The following is a 16,556-nucleotide window of genomic DNA, read 5'->3' on the forward strand; positions in this document are numbered from 1 at the left end:
AAGCCGTGTAGAGTGTGCGCAAAGAATATAAATATGCACAAAAAATCATCTTAGGCATTTCTTGTGCACATTGGCGACTTCGTAAACGGTATGGAGGAGACGACGGTGAAAAGGTGGGTCATTACGTCAATTGCCTGCGCGACCGCGGGTCTGGGCCCGGTATCGTGTGCCTATGGGCAAAGCAGCGTGACGCTCTGGGGCTTGCTCGATGCAGGTGTGTCATACATCAGCAATACCTCGGGCCACCCTGCATGGCGGCTCGACGACGGCATCGCGTTGCCCAACCTGCTGGGATTTCGCGGGACCGAGGATCTCGGTGGCGGCACCCGCGCGGTGTTCCAACTGGTGACGCAGTTCACGCTGCAGGGCAATCTCGTCGCTCAGAAGAGCAACGGGAGCGGTACCGGAACCGGGCTTTTCGCGCGCAATGCATGGGTCGGCCTCGATAACGCGCGCTTCGGCAAGCTCACGCTCGGACGCCAGTACGACTTAATGGTCGACACGCTGTTCGCCGATGTCGGGGCCGATATGGCGATGTACGGCGGCGGATTCTACGGCTTCCGGGATGGTCCGTTTGCGAAGCTCGGCATTCCCGATTCTCCACCGAACGAGGCGTTCGACTTCGACCGCATGAACGGCGACACGCCTCTTGGCAACGCGGTCAAGTACACGAGTCCTTTGCTGGGAGGATTCCGGTTCGGCGGAATGTACGCATTCGGCGGCGTGGCCGGGGATTTCCGCCAAAACAGCGCGGAAAGCTTCGGTGCCAGCTACAGTGCCGGCGCGTTTGCATTCGGCGCGGCCTATACGGACGTGCGTTATGCGTCATTGCTCGGTGACAGCATCAGGAACTACGGGCTCGGCGCGAAATATCGCGGCGACAAACTGCTGCTGACGGCGCTGTTCACTGACACGCGCAATACGCACAACGGCGCGGTTGTCAACGCGGCGGAGGTCGGCGCACTGTATCAGTTCACGCCGGTGTTCTCGACGAGCCTCGCCTATACCTACATGTGGGGGAATGAGGTTGTCGACCGCAATCACGCCCATCAATGGGGGGCCGTTGCGAAGTACCATCTGTCGAAGCGGACGGCCGTCTATCTGCAATCGATGTATCAGCTGACGAACGGGGGGGCGAATGCGTCGATCAACGGGACGTTCGGCCCGTCGAGCAATCGCTCGCAGTTCATCGGCCGGATCGGCATGCAAACGATGTTCTGATTGGTTCTTGCGACGGCGGCGCGCGTCGTCGTCGCAATGGAATTCATCCGCGCGCGGCAGTATCGGATACTGCGCTCGACTTACTGTACCGATGCCAATTGCCGTTCCAGTGCGGCGGCAACACGCGTCAACGTCCCTTCGATATGCTTGCGCAGCAATTTCGCTGCCTTGTCCTTTTCCCGCCCGATCGCCGCTTTCATCAGCGCCTCGTGTTCCGCGCCCTTGTGGCGTTCCTCCGTCCGATGGAGCGCCGAGTAGCGCCGATAGCGTTCGGCGCGGTCGAACAGCGATCCGACCATGTTCAGCAGCAGCGGGCTCGGCGTCGCGGACAGCAGCGCCATATGGTAGGCGCGATGGCGCTCCGACCAGTCGTCGTCGAGGGCCACAGGGCCGGTACCCATCCGTTTTTCGGCGAGGCTCAGCCGATGGAACGCCGTCAGCACGGCAACTTCCCAGTCGTCGTCGCCATGCTCGATGGAATCCATCAGCGCTTCGTGTTCAAGCAGGATGCGCAGGCGCGTGATGTCCTTGAAGTCGTCGATACTGATCGGTGCGACCCAGAAGCCGCGATTCTCGGTCGCCTGCACGATTCCGTCCTGCGCGAGGCGGTTCAGTGCTTCGCGAATCGGTGAACTGCTGAGACCGTAGGTTTTCGACAGACTCTCGACTTTCAGGCGCGTGCCTGGCTCCAGTTCACACCGGATGATCGAAGTTTTCATCCTTGCGAAAGCAACATCGATGAGCGGGGCACCATTGGAGGCAGGTGTCGAATCCATGGCGTGGCATTCCGGATTGTCAATGCTGTAATTTTATGCGCAAAGCTCGCTTCTATGCAAGATTGACTCGAAAGGCTCGTCGAACAAAAAAAGCGCTCGGGCAAAGCACCGAGCGCTGAAGGCTGTTACATGATGCGCGTTCCGGATCAAAGGCTCGTTGCCGGCGTCTCAAGTGCTTGCGAGCCGTTGGTGGCCAGCGCGCCCACGAGCTCGTCGAGCAGCGCAAGCGCCTCATGCGGCTCGCGGCAACCACCGTACACATAGTGATCGGGGCGGGCGAGAACCACACGGCAATCGTGTTGAGCCATCCAGCCGGTCAGCACGCCACTGACGTCCTGATACGTATCCGGCGAGGCATCGGGCGCGAGCGCGTCGGGCCCGATCGAGACGAACCGGATCGCCGGATACTGCAGGCGATCGCATGCCTGCCGAAGTTGCGCGACGGTCGCGACATCAGTACGTGCGTCCACCGCGAGCCGGAAGGTCGCGCCGGTCACGTCGTCGAGCAGGCGCTCGTCGCCGGTGGACGTCCGCACGCGTGGTTGCGGAAACAGCAGCCCGCGTGGCCCGTCGCTCGAAGCGGACAGAAAGCCGTCGCTCAACCCCGGGATCAACGATTGCCGGACCATTCCCTGCGGATTGGCGGCCATCTCCGCATGCAAGCGCTCGTCGCGCGCGCTGGCCGCGACCGGATCGCGTTCACAGATCAGCTTGCCCAGTTCCTTCGTCACGAGTGTCGTGCGCTTGACGTGCGGCAACCGTTCAGCCTGGTAGCTGTCGAGCAGTGCCGTACCGGCCTTGCCGCGCGAAACCATCGCGATCTTCCAGACGAGATTGGACGCATCCCGGATGCCTTGACACATTCCCTGCGCGAGGAACGGCGGCGTCATGTGCGCCGCGTCACCGAGGAAGAATATCCGTCCGGCTTGCCAGCGGCGCAGCACGAGCGCGTGAAACCGGTAGGCGGATGCACGCCAGATTTCGTATTCGTCGTCGGCGAGCCAGCGCGAAATCAGCTTTTTCACGAATTCGGGCCGGCAGGCCTCGGCAGGCGTCTCGTCCGCGTTGATCATGAACTCCCAACGGCGGCAGCGGCCGGGTCCGACGACGAACGTCGAAGGGCGCGCGACCTCGCAATACTGCACGTTGGTTGCCGGCAGGCTCTCGCCGGCACCGTCTTTGAGCATCACATCGACGACGAGCCATGGCTCGTCGAAGTCGAGATCCTCCATGTCCAAGCCGAGCCGCGTACGGATCGGGCTCGTTCCTCCATCGCAGGCCAGCACATGGCCCGCGGTGAACGTGCGTTGCTCGCCCGACGCCAGCGAGATCGTCACGGATGCGGCATCGTCGTGCGATTCGGCCGCGGTCGCTTCCGCACCGAGCTCGACCCTGACCGACGGGTAGCCGGCGAGATTGTCGCGCAGGATTCCTTCGATTTGCGGCTGCATGAACACGTAGTTCGGTGCCCAGCCGAGCTGGTACGGCGGGGCTGCCGCGTCGATGCGGCGGATCACCCGCGTGTCGGTCGTCCGGTATTCGGACGGGCGGTACGGCATCACGTATTGCGCGATCCTGTCTGCGATCCCGAGGTTGGCCAGGATTCGCATGATTTCCTGGTCGAATCCCATTGCCCGTGGCTTGTCGTAGACAGTAGGCGACTTGTCGACGACCAGCGTGCGCAGGCCGGCCTGACCGGCCAGGTTGGCGGCGACTGCACCGACCGGGCCGAGACCGACAATGATCAAATCGAAGTCCACATCTCCTCCATGTTCATATTCGTTCCGCCAGAGCCGACCACGTTCGCCCGGCGGTGCGGGCGGGTCCACCGGACCGTCGCCCGACTGATCTCAGTATGCCTTCGTGTAGGCGGTCTTGACGGTCGTGAAGAATTCGGCGGCGTATCGGCCTTGCTCGCGCGGGCCGTAGCTCGACGACTTCGTGCCACCGAACGGCACGTGATAGTCGACCCCCGCGGTGGGCACGTTGACCATCACCATCCCGCTGCGCATGTGTTGCCTGAAATGCGCCGCATATTTCAGAGACGCCGTACAGATGCCGGCCGATAATCCGAACTCGCTATCGTTCGCGATCTCCAGCGCCTCGTCGTAATCCTTCGCCGGGATAGCGCACGCGATCGGGCCGAAGATCTCCTCGCGCGCGATGCGCATTTTCGGCGCCGCATCGGAGAACAGCGCCGGCGTCAGAAAATGGCCTCGTGTGCGGCGGGCGACGGCCGTACCGCCGCACACGAGCTTTGCGCCTTCGTTCCTGCCGATTTCCACGTACGCTTCGTCCAGTCGCAATTGCTCGCTGTCGACAACGGGCCCGATCTGCGTGTCCGCATCGAGCGCATGCCCGACGTGGAGCTGCTCGAGCGCCTCCGCAACCCGGGCGATGAAGCGCGTGTAGATACCTTTCTGCACGATGAAACGGGATGATGCGGTGCAGCGCTGCCCGGTCGAGTAATAGGCGCCCTGTATCGCGCAGTCGACGGCGACGTCGAGGTCCGCGTCGTCCAGGACGACGAGCGGATTCTTGCCGCCCATCTCGAGCTGCATCCGCTTGAACTGGCGCGCGCCCTGTAGCAGCAGGTTCCGCCCGGTATCGACCGATCCGGTGAACGAGACCGCGTGGATTTTCGGCGAGACGACCATCGCGTTGCCGACGACACTTCCGCGCCCCATCACGAGATTGAAGGTGCCGGGCGGAATGCCGCTGCGGTGGATGATGTCCGCGAGCGCCCACGCGGATCCCGGGACGAGGTCCGCCGGCTTGAAGACGACGCTGTTGCCGTGCGCGAGCGCCGGCGCGATCTTCCAGGCCGGAATGGCCATCGGGAAGTTCCACGGTGTGATGATGCCGACGACGCCGACCGGCTCGCGCGTGATACTGACGTCGACGAGCGGCCTGACCGACGGCAGGTGCTCGCCGCCCGAGCGCACCGCTTCGGCGGCGTGGAACTTGAATATCTGCCCGGCACGCGCGACCTCGGCAATGCCCTCGGCAAGCGTCTTGCCTTCTTCACGCGATAGCAGCGTACCGAGCTCAGTCTGCCGCGAGAGCAATTCGCTGCCGATCGCGTCGAGTGCATTCGCTCTGGCCTGGATGCCGCTGTCCCGCCAGCCGCGTTGAGCGTCGCACGCGGCGTCGATTGCCTCGTGGGCCTGCTCGACATCCGCGTGCGCATAGTCGCCGATCACGTCGTCGAGATCGGACGGATTGATGTTGCGGCGTGAAGTGGCGCCGGTGCGCCACGACCCGCCGATCAGATTGCACTTCATGACCAGTGATCTCCCCCAGTTTCGCAGGGTGGCGTCCGCCTGCCGTCGAATGCGGCGGACGCTACGGATTGGTATGTCTATTCGTCGAACGCGGTGCGCTGGGCGGCGATGCGTTCGCGCATTGCCGCGATCCATGCGTCGCGCGTCAGGAAGCCCGGGCGGCGCTGGCACATCGCTTCCGTCCGTCTCAGGACTTCAGCGCTCGGGAGATCGAGATCGAGCGGCTCGCGACAAGGCTGCGCGGTGAAGAACGGGCTGTCGACGTAGAGTTCGATCGGATTGCCTTCAGGATCCTTGAAATAGATCGACCACGCGTTGCCGTGATCGACCTGCTCGATAGCGGCGACGCCCGCGCGTTTCGCGCGTTGGTAATACGTGCGCAGATCGTCCAGCGAATCGAGCAGGAAGGAAAGCTGGTTGACCGGGTTGAAGGGGAGGTCGGTGGGCTTTCCATCGAACAACACGAGCTGGTGATGGATTTCCGGATCCTGCGTCATGAAGTACAGATTGTGTCCGGTCGACGCGACACCCTTGTCGCTGATCACGAACCCGAGTGCCTTGCGGTAATAGTCGACCATCCGGTCGAGGTCGCTGCAGAAGATGCCGCAGTGAGTGAACTGAATTTTCGGCAGTGCCGCCATAATCGTCTCCTGATTGTTCGAGTATCGCTCACGCTTCGTCGGCCACCGGGTTCGACAGCGTGCCGATTCCCGGAATCACCACGTCGAAGGTGTCACCGGGCTTCAGGAATACCGGCGGCTGACGCTTGAAGCCGATCCCGCTCGGGGTGCCGGTCGCGAGGATGTCGCCCGGCTGCCAGTCGAGCGCCTGCGATACGTATGCGATCAGGGCCGGAATGTCGAAGGCGAGGTCGGACAGCTTGCCGATCTGCATCTGTTCGCCATTCAACAGGCCGTGTACCGAGAGTTCGCGGTAGTCCGGAATTTCGTCGGCCGTGACGAGCCACGGGCCGAGCGCGCCGGTGTCGCGGAAATTCTTGCCCATCCCGTACTGGTGCGTATGGAACTGCCAATCACGGACGCTGGCGTCGTTGAAGCACGTATAGCCGGCAACGTGGCTCATCGCGTCTTCCGGTGCGATATGCGAACCGCCGCGGCCGATGACGACCGCGAGTTCGGCCTCGAAATCGAAATTGTCTGAAATGGTCGGACGAATCAGCGGCGCACCGTGCGGCAACAGGGTTTCCGCGTAACGATGGAAGATGACAGGGTACTTGCCGACCGTGCGCCCGGCTTCCGCTGCGTGCGCGACATAGTTGATGCCGACGCAGATGATCTTGTTCGGGCGTGGAATGACCGGCTCGAGCTCGACATCGGCCGACGGGAAATCCGCGGCCGCGGCCGCGGCGACGAGCCGGCGTGCTTCGTCCAGCGCCGCGTCATCCGCGAGCAGTGAAGCGAGATCGGCCAGCGCCGGCATGCGCGACGCGAGATCGACGATCCCTTCTTCCTTGATTGCACCGAAAGCGGCCTTGCCGGCCCGGCGATACGACACGAGTTTCATTGCTCCTCCGTTTGGGCATAAAACATGTTTTTATGCATATTACATCGGAATGGATATAATGCAAGCACGGGAGCACAAACTGGCTCCCGGCGATCCGAACAATTTCCGTGGAGCAGAAAGATGCCGCTGGTCAATGTCAGAAAGATCAAGCTCGATGTGGAGGAGGTCTGGCACGAAGGGGGGGAGCGCGTGAGCGAGCCGCTGCGGGTTGCGGTCGCGACCGCCGTCGTCGCGAATCCGTATGCGGGGCGGTACGAGCCCGACCTGCTGCCGTTCATGCAGGCGCTGCGCGAACTCGGGCATGACCTCTCGTCGCGCCTCGTGGTGCTGCTCGGCGGCGCGGAGAACGTCCAGGCGTACGGAAAGGGCGCGATCGTCGGCGAGGATGGCGAACTCGAGCATGGCGCCGTATGGCATGAAGCCGGCGGCTGGGCGATGCGGGAATCGCTGGGCCAGCCGAAAGCAATGGTGCCGTCGGCCAAGACGATCGGCGGCGTCGGTACGCGCCTGATGGTTCCGCTGGGCCATATTCAGGCGTCTTATGTCCGCAGTCACTATGGCACGTGCGAGCTAACCGTCTGGGATGGCCCGCGCCGCAACGAGATCGCGTTCGCACTCGCGATGGCGACCGGCGGGCGCGTGCACGCGCGACTGGGCGGCCTCGCGGCGTCGGACGTCAAGGGTCTCGACGGCCTGCGATGAAGTTCAGGCGGAATCTGTGTTTTTGTGCATAAAAATTGATATCATGCATTGAGCGTGGTCCGTGTCGCGGGTAGATGGCCGGGCCAGTGACTGTGTGTGGCGAATACACGAAGAGTGATAGACCGGAGACAGACATGACGAAGATGATGCGAGCAGCACGTATGCACGATGTCGGCGCACCGATGGTGGTGGAGGACATCCCGGTGCCGTCGCCGCGGCCGACCGACGTGCTGGTGAGAGTCAAGGCTTGCGGGATCGTGCCCAACCTCGGCAACGTGCTGAGCAACTGGCAGAAATGGTTTCCCCACCTGCCGCTGCCCCGGCTGCCGGCGATTTTCGGTCTCGACGCGACGGGCGTGATCGAGGAGGTTGGCAGTCAGGTCCATGCGTTCAACGTGGGGGACCGCGTCTATGTGAATCCGGCGCGCTATTGCGGCGGTTGCCGCGCGTGCCGCTCGGGTGATACCACGGCCTGTCCGTACTACACATTCAACGGCTATTTCGGGTTCAGCCAGCGATCGCAGGCCATCTTCGACGACTATCCGTACGGCGGGCTGTGCGAGTTCATGACCGCGCCGCAATACAGCCTGGTCAAGATACCCGACAACCTGAGCCATGAGACCGCGGCGCGGTTCGGCTATCTCGGCACCGCCTATCGTGCGCTGAAGAAGGCGGAAGTCGGGCCGAGCAGCACGATCCTGATCAACGGCATCAGCGGGACGCTCGGTATCGGGGTTGCACTGTTCGGGCTCGCACTTGGCGCGCGGAAGATTCTCGGTACCGCACGCAACAAAGAGTTGCTTCAGCGCGTGAAGGCGATTGCGCCGGATCGCATCGAGATTCTGGCGCTCGATGACGAGCCGGTCGACGCATGGGCGGCGCGCATCACGCGCGGGGAAGGTGTCGATGCGGTGATTGATGCGCTCGGACCGGGCGCACCGCATACGACGCTGCAAGAATCGCTTAAGACGCTGCGCCGTGGCGGCCATCTCGTCAATGTCGGCGCGGTTGCCGGCGACGTGCCGGTAAATCTTCACTACATGATGGACAACGACCAGCGCCTGAGCGGCTCCGCGTGGTTCACGGCCGGGCAAGGACAGGAAATGGCGGACATGGTCGAATCCGGCGTCGTCGACCTGTCGGTCTTCGAACACTGCACGTTCAAGCTGGAGGACATCAATGTCGCGCTGGGCGGGATCGAGAATCGCAATGGCGGCTTCAGCAACTACGTGATCTGTCCGTAAAGCACATCGGCGACACTTCCGCGTCACATCGGCGCCGGGGTGTCGTCGGCCGAAAGCGTTTCCTTACAGCGAGGCAACTCATGCACATTCGACGCGTGGTGACCGGCCGTGATCCGCACGGCCGGTCCGTCGTGATTTCCGATGGCCCGACACCCCGGACTGTCCTGTTCGACTCCATTCCCGGACATGCATTCGCACAGGTGTGGACGACCGCGGCATCTCCGTCGATGGCGACGACGGCCGATCCGACGGTCGGAAAAGACACCCTGATTCCGCCGGCCGGCGCGACCAGTCTCCTGGTCGTCACCTTTCCGCCGGATCAGGTCATGGCGGCTCCGCAGTTCGATCCGGCAGCAGCGGCAAACGAATGTGTCGCGCGCATGCCGGATCTTGCAGCGACGTTCGAGCCTGACCATCCAGGCATGCATGCGACCGAAACGGTCGACTATGCGATCGTGCTGTCGGGAGAGATCTGGCTGGAGCTCGATGACGGGGAGGCGACCCGGCTCGGGCCAATGGATTTCGTCGTGCAGAACGGCACGCGCCACGCATGGCGCAACAAGGGGAACAGCCCGGCGATCGTGGCGTTCTTCATGGTCGGTGCGACGCGCACGTGATGCGCGCGCATGGCCTTTCGATGGTCGATCTGGAGGAAAACGGAATGAGCGAGCCGCTCGATACCCGCGCGCGCCAGCAGCTATTTACCGACGCACGCAGCCAGAACGCGTGGTTGGACCGAGCGGTGCCCGATGCGGTGCTGCGTGACCTGTACGAACTGACCCGATGGGGCCCGACGAGCATGAACTGCTCGCCGATGCGCGTCGTGTTCGTGCGGTCGCTGCTGGCGCGCGAAAAGTTGTTGTCGGCTGTTTTTACGGGGAACGTCGAGAAAGTGCGTACCGCGCCGGTCGTTGCGATCATTGCGCAGGATGTGGCGTTCTACACGCAGCTCGACAAGCTGTTTCCGCATCGGCCGGGTGCAGGGAAGATGTTCATCGAGCAACCGGAGCTGGCGCGAGATACATGCTTTCGCAACAGCTCGCTGCAGGGTGGCTATTTCATCATGGCGGCGCGCACGCTCGGTCTCGACTGCGGGCCGCTCTCGGGGTTCGACGCGGCCAGGGTCGATCAGTTGTTCTTCGACGGGACGGCACTGCGCGTGAACTTTCTTTGCTGCCTCGGGTATGGCGATCCGGACGGCCTGTTTCCCCGCAGCCCGCGGCTCGATTTCGACGACGCTTGCGAGGTTCTGTAGGTTATAGGCGCGGCGACGAAGCCGGTTCGCCGCCCATACGCTTCAGCTGAGGCGCACACTTGCGAAACGCTGTTTCGATCAGATGCAGTCACTGTGCGCGCCGGTGATGCCGAGCACCGCGTGATTGAGCCATGTGCGCAATGTTCTCGTTGTATCGTCGCGCTTCGCCGCTCAGCCATTCCCGAAACGCCGCCAGCGTCGAGCTTTCCGCCTTGGCTTCCGGGTAGATCAGGAAGTACGCATTCCCGGTCGGATGTTCGTAGCGACCGACCTGAACCAGCGTCCCTCTCGATAGTTCGTCCTCGACGAGCAGGCGAGGAATCAGTGCGATTCCGATTCCGCTCGACGCCGCTTCCGCAAGCATCGAGAACAGTTCATAACGCGGTCCGGACAGGTCGCCTTCCATTTCGAGTCCTTGCGCCGCGAACCACTCGCGCCATGCGTACGGCCGCGTACTTTGCTGCAGCAACCGATAGCGCCGCCAGTCCGCCTGGGTCGGCTGGGTGCGCGACGCGACCAGCTTCGGGCCGGCGACCGCGATCACGCTTTCCTGCATCAGCAAATCGCCGGCCGTACCGGGCCACGGCGCGGGGCCTGCGTGGAGCGACGCGTCGAACCCTGTCGCATCGAACATGAACGGACGCGGCATGGCGGTCAGATTGACGGCGATGTCCGGATGCGTATCGATGAACGCCGGCATGCGCGGCAGCAGCCAACGGGTTGCGAAGGTCGGCACGGCCGCGAGCTCCAGGGTACCGCCTTTGCCGCCCGTCGCCATCATCTCCAGCGCGTCGTATTCGATCTGATCGAGTCTCGATGCCACACGGCGGCTGTACGCCGCACCGGCTTCGGTCAGTGTCACGCCGCGTCGGGTGCGCCGAAACAGCTTCACGCCGAGAAATTCCTCGAGCACACCGATCTGACGACAGATCGCACTTTGCGTGACGGCGAGCTCGTCCGCCGCTTTTGTGAAGCTCTGGTGGCGAGCGGCGGACTCGAATGCGGACAAGGCCGTTGTGGAGGGGATCGTGCGGCGCATGATGCGTGTCCAGGTGAGTAATGAAATTAACGAGTGATATTTTTGCACATGTCGGTGCAAACAAATCGTTTGTTTTGGCGCTACGTGGCGAATAAAGTTGGCGTAACACCTTCACGCGGGCGATCAACAAATGACCAATGCACACAAATCGAATTCGTTTCAATGGGACGACCCGCTGCTGATCGACCAGCAGCTCGACGAAGAGGAGCGCATGGTGCGCGATTCCGCGAACGCATACTGTCAGGAGCGGCTCGCACCGCGCGTGCTGGATGCTTTTCGTCGCGAGGAGACCGATCGGGCGATCTTCCGCGAGCTGGGCGAACTCGGCCTGCTCGGCATCACGATTCCGGACACCTATGGCGGCGCGGGGAGCAACTACGTCAGCTATGGCCTCGTCGCGCGCGAGGTCGAACGTGTGGATTCCGGCTATCGCTCGATGATGAGCGTGCAATCGTCGCTCGTGATGGTGCCGATTCATGCATTCGGTAATGAAGCGATCCGCCAGAAATACCTGCCCAAGCTGGCATCGGGGGAACTGGTCGGCTGCTTCGGGCTCACCGAGCCGAATCACGGTTCCGATCCCGGCGGCATGGCGGCGCGCGCGCGAAAGGTCGACGGCGGCTATCGCCTGACAGGCAGCAAGATGTGGATCACGAACAGCCCGATCGCCGACGTCTTCGTCGTCTGGGCGAAGGACGACGAAGGCGCGATTCGCGGCTTCGTGCTGGAGAAGGGCTGGAAGGGTTTGTCGGCGCCGGCGATTCACGGCAAGGTCGGGCTGCGTGCGTCGATCACCGGCGAGATCGTGATGGACGACGTGTTCTGCCCGGAAGAGAACGCGTTTCCGGAAGTCCGCGGTCTCAAGGGGCCGTTCACCTGCCTGAACAGCGCGCGCTACGGTATCGCGTGGGGCGCGCTCGGCGCTGCCGAGGATTGCTGGCATCGCGCTCGGCAGTACGTGCTCGATCGCAAACAGTTCGGCCGGCCGCTTGCCGCGAATCAACTGATCCAGAAGAAGCTTGCCGACATGCAGACCGAGATCGCGCTCGGTCTGCAAGGTTGCCTGAGGCTCGGCCGGATGAAGGACGAAGGCACGGCGGCCGTCGAGATCACGTCGATCATGAAGCGCAATTCATGCGGCAAGGCGCTCGACATTGCGCGGGTCGCGCGGGACATGCTGGGCGGAAACGGGATCAGCGACGAATTCGGCATCGCACGGCACCTCGTGAATCTTGAAGTCGTGAACACGTATGAGGGTACGCACGACATCCACGCGCTGATCCTCGGCCGGGCGATCACCGGCATTGCCGCATTCTGAGCCGCCATGGAAACGATCGCACAGCAAGGCGCATTGGCCGGCCTCCGCGTACTCGATCTGTCGCGGGTGCTGGCCGGGCCGTGGGCAGGCCAGCTTCTCGCCGATCTCGGCGCCGATGTCGTCAAGGTCGAGCGGCCCCGGACGGGCGACGACACGCGGGCGTGGGGCCCGCCGTGGCTCCTCGACGAAGACGGACAGTCGACGGGCGAATCGGCGTACTACCTGAGCGCCAATCGCAACAAACGCTCGATCGCGGTCGATCTGAGCCGGCCGGACGGTCAGTCGCTGGTTCGGCAACTCGCGCAGCAGGCCGATATCGTGCTCGAGAATTTCAAGGCCGGTGGCCTTGCGCAGTACGGGCTGGATTACGCGACGCTCGGCGCCGAGAACCCGCGCCTGATCTACTGCTCGATTACCGGGTTCGGGCAGACGGGCCCGTATGCGTCACGTGCCGGTTACGACTTCCTGATACAAGGGATGGGCGGCCTGATGAGCGTGACGGGGCGCGCCGACGGCACGGAAGGTGCCGGCCCGGTGAAGGTCGGCGTCGCGCTGACCGACGTGATGACGGGGCTGTATGCGACCGTTGCCGTGCTGGCCGCCGTTGCCCATCGTGAGCGCACGGGGCGCGGACAACACATCGATCTGGCGCTGCTCGACGTGCAGATCGCCGCGCTCGCGAACCAGGCCGCCAATTACCTGGTCGGCGGCATCGTGCCGCGGCGGATGGGAAACGCACATCCGAACATCGTGCCATACCAGGACTTTCCGACGGCCGATGGCCACATGATCATCGCGGTCGGCAATGACAGCCAGTTCACCAGTCTCTGTGCGGTGCTCGGTCAGCCGCAATGGGCGAGCGATGCACGTTTCTCGACGAATCCTTTACGCGTACAGCATCGCGACGAACTGGTCGCGCTGATTGGCGCAGTGACCACGTGCCGGTCGACCGACGAGTGGGTCATCGCGATGGAGGAGGCGGGCGTGCCGTGCGGGCCGATCAATGGGCTCGACCGGGTATTCGCGGACGAACAGGTCAAGGCGCGCGGCATTCGTATCGAGATGCCGCATGCATCGGCCGGCAGCGTGCCGCTCGTGGCGAATCCGATCCGAATGTCCGATTCGCCGGTCCAGTATCTTCGTCCGCCGCCGCGGCTCGGCGAACAGACCGATGAGATCCTGGGCGCATGGCTGGGACTGAGAGAAGAAGAGATCGACGCATTGCACGAGCGAAAAATCATCTGACATCATGATTTCGATATGCGATCCTTCACTGGGCTGGGAGGCAATCTGCGAGGCACGAATGGTTGCCGCGGCTACCGCGAACGCGGACGATGCTTCGGTATGGAGATGGTTTGCGGCGATGCTCGAAGAGCGGCGCATCCGCTGGCGCTTCATGTTCAACGCGTGGGTCGTTCATGTCGACCGGAAGGAAGTCGCGATCGAATCGAGCTTCTATGAGGCGATCCGATCCGCCAAGTATGAATCGGAAGAGCTTGGCCTTGGCGCACTTTAGTATGAGTTGGATTGCCGCCGCGCCGAATATGGGTAGGATCGTGGGCAGGAAGCCATTTGCGATCGCGGGAGTCTTACCTGCCGGCCCTGTGCAAGCGGTGGTTGGAATCGGCTGCCTTCCGCCAGTCATGGCTTTGCGCGCATTCCGGCGGCTTCTGCGGCTCCAAGCGATATGGACGAAGAAGCCAGAAACCGCCCGTCGCGTACGCGGCCGTATCAACGCAATACTCGACGCCGAAATGGTCTTGGGCCATCGCACCGGCGCGAATCCGGCGCGGTACGTCGATCATCTACAGCTTGTGTTGCCACGCTCGAAGCAGCGTTCGCACGTCAAGCAATCATCCAGCGCTTCCTTGGGAAGAACCGCCAGCGTTCATCCGTGAACTGAAGCAACGGCCCCGGCGGGCTGCGAGCGTTCTGCACTTGCTCATCCTGACATCATGGACTGCGCCTCCTGTCCGTGGTGATCGCTCCATTTCAGGAGTCGACTGCCTGCGGACGCTGCATCGGTCGCCGGTGGCGATTCGACGGGCACAGCCTGGCCGATGGCCGGGGTGTATCGCCCGATGGCGGACCTTCTTCGACGCCGAGCATCGAGCAAATCCTCCGCGTTTCGATACACGGCGAACGATCCGGCCTATCGCACCGATCGATCCCATCGCCGCGGTCGGTTTTCTTCTCCGTGCTCGCTTCGCATCCCGATCGTTCCGTTCGCATCGCGTCGGCGAAAGCCGACCCGATACAAGAGACTAACCGCCAGGGGACGTCCACCGCACGAGCCGGCAGCAAGCGCGGCACGGCTGTGCGCGGCGCCGCCGTGCGCTTTTTGATTGCAGCACTCCAGCAGACGAGGACATCGTGACTTACACAGGATGCAGGGACGAGATTGCCGGCGGCCTAACCAAGGTGCTGTGGACGGCTTCGCAGCTCGACGACGAAGCCGACTTCGAGGATCTCCTCGAAGCGATCCGCGTGCTTTGGCCCAGGTGGCCCGGGGCGGGGACGGTCGCCGCGTGGCGCTACGTCCGGCGCCAGGCATGGGGCGACGCGCGCCGCGTGCTCGAAGACGACGACACCGAAGCGAAGCGCTCGGGGCTTCATACCGCACTGATGGCGGTGTGTCTGTTCGGCCTCGAAGACCCGCTGTGGCACAGCTATGCGCTCAGCGCGGCCGACCAGCGCGAAAGCATCGAGGGCGCGAAGATCGGCGCGCGTCTGCTCGAGCGTGCCGCCAAGCTCGACGTCGGCGTTCAAGCGCCTGCGTCCACCGACGCACCGGCGAGCACGCACGGCGTGCCGGCCGACAACGGCGGATTCTCCGCGTCGATGACGTGGGTCCGCGCATGAGCATCCGTTTTCACGTTTTCCGCGCGCCGGGCGATTCGCATTTCGATTGCAGCCTTCGCATCGGTGCGCTTGTAGCAGCGACAGCAACCTAGACTGACTTTGCTTCGTAGTACCCACGGTCACGCAAACACTTACCCGACAGGAAGAAAACATCATGAATCTGAACGTTCCGAATATGACCACCTACCCCACCGATCCGGCGAGCTACCTGCAACGGCTGACCAACGGTGCCTCGACGGGCTCGACGCAGGACGTGCTCAAGGATCTCATCGGCCTCATCAGCCAGTTGCTCAAGCAGATGCAGAGCGGGCAGAACGGGCAGGCCGGCGGCATGCCGGGCGGTGCGGGCGGCGCCGGCGGCATGCCCGGTGGCGGCGCGGGCGCAATGCCCGGCGGTATGGGGGCAACGCCCGGTGGTGTGGGAGCGACGCCCGGCGGCATGGGGGGCGCAGGCGCCATGCCGGGCGGCACCGGGGGGATGACGGTGCAAAACGCGGCGGGCGTGCTGGCCTCGTACATGGGGCAGCATGGCATCAACGCGTCGGACCCGAACACGATGTACAAACTCGCGACGAACGCCGACGGCGGCACGCCGCCCACGGTGCAGCAAGCGGCGCAGACCATGCTCGCGAACCCGAGTGCCTACCAGCAGATCGACACGCACGACGTGGCGGGCACCGACGGCAAGTCCGCGGTCGGCAATTTCCAATGGGCGGCTCAAGGCGGACTCGGCGCGGCGGGCAACGCAACGGGCGGCGCGGCGGCGCAGCCGGGGACGACCGGCGGCTTGCCCGGCACGGGCGGTTTTCCGGCGAACACCAATACGCTGCCGACGACGGGTGGCTTGCCGACAACGGGCGCGACGGCAGGCTTCACGCCCGGTACGGGCGACCTCTTGAAGGACGGCAAGCCGCTGCAGATGGCCGATGAAGGCAAGGCGCTGGCCAACTTCAACGCGCAGGATGGCGCCGACTTCCAGGCCATGGAAAGCGCGTTGTCGCACGGCGACGGCAATGCCGCGGCGAAGACGCTCGCCAACGCGGTGAAGTCGGGCAAGCTGAGCCAGTCGGATGCGGCGGCGATCGGCGCACAACTGCAGCAGACGGCGAACGCGCATGGCGGCGGCAAGATCAGCCACGACGCGAGCAAGGCGCTGTCGGATGCGCTGGGCGGCGCGAACGTGCTGACGCCGGGCAAGACGCGCGCCGCGGTCGCCTTCGAGAACATCACCGGCATTCACACGGGTACGATCGCCGGCGTCAGCACGAAGTAACGTCGCCGGCCGTTCCGGCGATCATCCCGATCGGCGACCCGAGCGGCCACCGATCGGG

16 protein-coding genes are annotated in these 16,556 nt (G+C 63.7%); 10 read left to right on the plus strand and 6 right to left on the minus strand.

Translation table 11 applies throughout. From position 1 onward, the window contains the following. Nucleotides 1-90: 90 nt before the first annotated feature. Nucleotides 91-1,221: a porin gene (locus GJG85_RS29720; RefSeq protein ID WP_204384168.1), complete on the plus strand. Its 1,131-nt coding sequence runs from the start codon at nt 91-93 to the stop codon at nt 1,219-1,221. Nucleotides 1,222-1,301: 80 nt separating this feature from the next. Here GJG85_RS29720 and GJG85_RS29725 read toward each other — a convergent pair whose 3' ends face one another. The 5 genes from GJG85_RS29725 to GJG85_RS29745 form a co-directional block, all read right to left on the minus strand. Continuing rightward, nucleotides 1,302-1,997, minus strand: coding sequence for a GntR family transcriptional regulator (locus GJG85_RS29725; RefSeq protein WP_060067727.1), 696 nt, complete (start codon nt 1,995-1,997; stop codon nt 1,302-1,304). Nucleotides 1,998-2,143: 146 nt separating this feature from the next. Next, complete coding sequence (locus tag GJG85_RS29730) at nt 2,144-3,757, minus strand: bifunctional 3-(3-hydroxy-phenyl)propionate/3-hydroxycinnamic acid hydroxylase (protein ID WP_204384169.1); 1,614 nt, start codon at nt 3,755-3,757, stop codon at nt 2,144-2,146. A gap of 90 nt (nt 3,758-3,847) precedes the next feature. Further along, nucleotides 3,848-5,281, minus strand: coding sequence for an aldehyde dehydrogenase family protein (locus GJG85_RS29735; RefSeq protein WP_089489210.1), 1,434 nt, complete (start codon nt 5,279-5,281; stop codon nt 3,848-3,850). 77 nt (nt 5,282-5,358) lie between these two features. Continuing rightward, a complete protein-coding gene (locus GJG85_RS29740; protein ID WP_089489211.1) occupies nt 5,359-5,922 on the minus strand; it encodes a VOC family protein in 564 nt (187 codons plus the stop codon). A gap of 28 nt (nt 5,923-5,950) precedes the next feature. After that, complete coding sequence (locus GJG85_RS29745; protein WP_089489212.1) at nt 5,951-6,805, minus strand: fumarylacetoacetate hydrolase family protein; 855 nt, start codon at nt 6,803-6,805, stop codon at nt 5,951-5,953. Nucleotides 6,806-6,925: 120 nt separating this feature from the next. Between GJG85_RS29745 and GJG85_RS29750 the strand changes: the two genes are divergently transcribed. The 4 genes from GJG85_RS29750 to GJG85_RS29765 all read left to right on the plus strand — a co-directional run bounded on the left by GJG85_RS29750 (nt 6,926) and on the right by GJG85_RS29765 (nt 10,006). After that, nucleotides 6,926-7,507, plus strand: a complete 582-nt coding sequence (locus GJG85_RS29750) for an amino acid synthesis family protein (protein ID WP_089489213.1) — start codon at nt 6,926-6,928, stop codon at nt 7,505-7,507. A 134-nt stretch (nt 7,508-7,641) separates the two neighbouring features. Then, nucleotides 7,642-8,751, plus strand: a complete 1,110-nt coding sequence (locus GJG85_RS29755) for an alcohol dehydrogenase catalytic domain-containing protein (RefSeq protein WP_050011187.1) — start codon at nt 7,642-7,644, stop codon at nt 8,749-8,751. An 80-nt stretch (nt 8,752-8,831) separates the two neighbouring features. Further along, on the plus strand, nt 8,832-9,368 hold the full coding sequence (locus GJG85_RS29760) for a cupin domain-containing protein (RefSeq protein WP_050011186.1): 537 nt from the start codon (nt 8,832-8,834) through the stop codon (nt 9,366-9,368). Nucleotides 9,369-9,412: 44 nt separating this feature from the next. Then, nucleotides 9,413-10,006, plus strand: coding sequence for a malonic semialdehyde reductase (locus tag GJG85_RS29765; RefSeq protein WP_050011388.1), 594 nt, complete (start codon nt 9,413-9,415; stop codon nt 10,004-10,006). An 88-nt stretch (nt 10,007-10,094) separates the two neighbouring features. Here GJG85_RS29765 and GJG85_RS29770 read toward each other — a convergent pair whose 3' ends face one another. Further along, complete coding sequence (locus GJG85_RS29770) at nt 10,095-11,045, minus strand: LysR substrate-binding domain-containing protein (protein ID WP_204384493.1); 951 nt, start codon at nt 11,043-11,045, stop codon at nt 10,095-10,097. A gap of 130 nt (nt 11,046-11,175) precedes the next feature. Here GJG85_RS29770 and GJG85_RS29775 point away from each other — a divergent pair, with 130 nt between their 5' ends. The 5 genes from GJG85_RS29775 to GJG85_RS29795 all read left to right on the plus strand — a co-directional run bounded on the left by GJG85_RS29775 (nt 11,176) and on the right by GJG85_RS29795 (nt 16,498). Further along, the gene (locus GJG85_RS29775) at nt 11,176-12,363 is read left to right on the plus strand and encodes an acyl-CoA dehydrogenase (RefSeq protein WP_050011184.1); all 1,188 of its coding nucleotides are present in this window, start codon (nt 11,176-11,178) and stop codon (nt 12,361-12,363) included. Nucleotides 12,364-12,369: 6 nt separating this feature from the next. Further along, nucleotides 12,370-13,608 (plus strand): CaiB/BaiF CoA-transferase family protein, encoded by a 1,239-nt coding sequence (locus tag GJG85_RS29780; RefSeq protein ID WP_050011183.1) that lies wholly within the window; start codon nt 12,370-12,372, stop codon nt 13,606-13,608. A 58-nt stretch (nt 13,609-13,666) separates the two neighbouring features. Further along, nucleotides 13,667-13,879: a hypothetical protein gene (locus GJG85_RS29785; RefSeq protein WP_234745145.1), complete on the plus strand. Its 213-nt coding sequence runs from the start codon at nt 13,667-13,669 to the stop codon at nt 13,877-13,879. Between the two features lie 857 nt (nt 13,880-14,736). Then, nucleotides 14,737-15,225, plus strand: coding sequence for an HrpB1 family type III secretion system apparatus protein (locus tag GJG85_RS29790; RefSeq protein WP_050011181.1), 489 nt, complete (start codon nt 14,737-14,739; stop codon nt 15,223-15,225). A 154-nt stretch (nt 15,226-15,379) separates the two neighbouring features. Further along, entirely contained in the window at nt 15,380-16,498 is a 1,119-nt protein-coding gene (locus tag GJG85_RS29795) for a hypothetical protein (protein WP_204384170.1), read from the plus strand. The last annotated feature ends 58 nt before the right edge of the window (nt 16,499-16,556 follow it).

This window comes from Burkholderia sp. MS389 (assembly GCF_016899425.1).
Classification (GTDB): Bacteria; Pseudomonadota; Gammaproteobacteria; order Burkholderiales; family Burkholderiaceae; genus Burkholderia; species Burkholderia sola.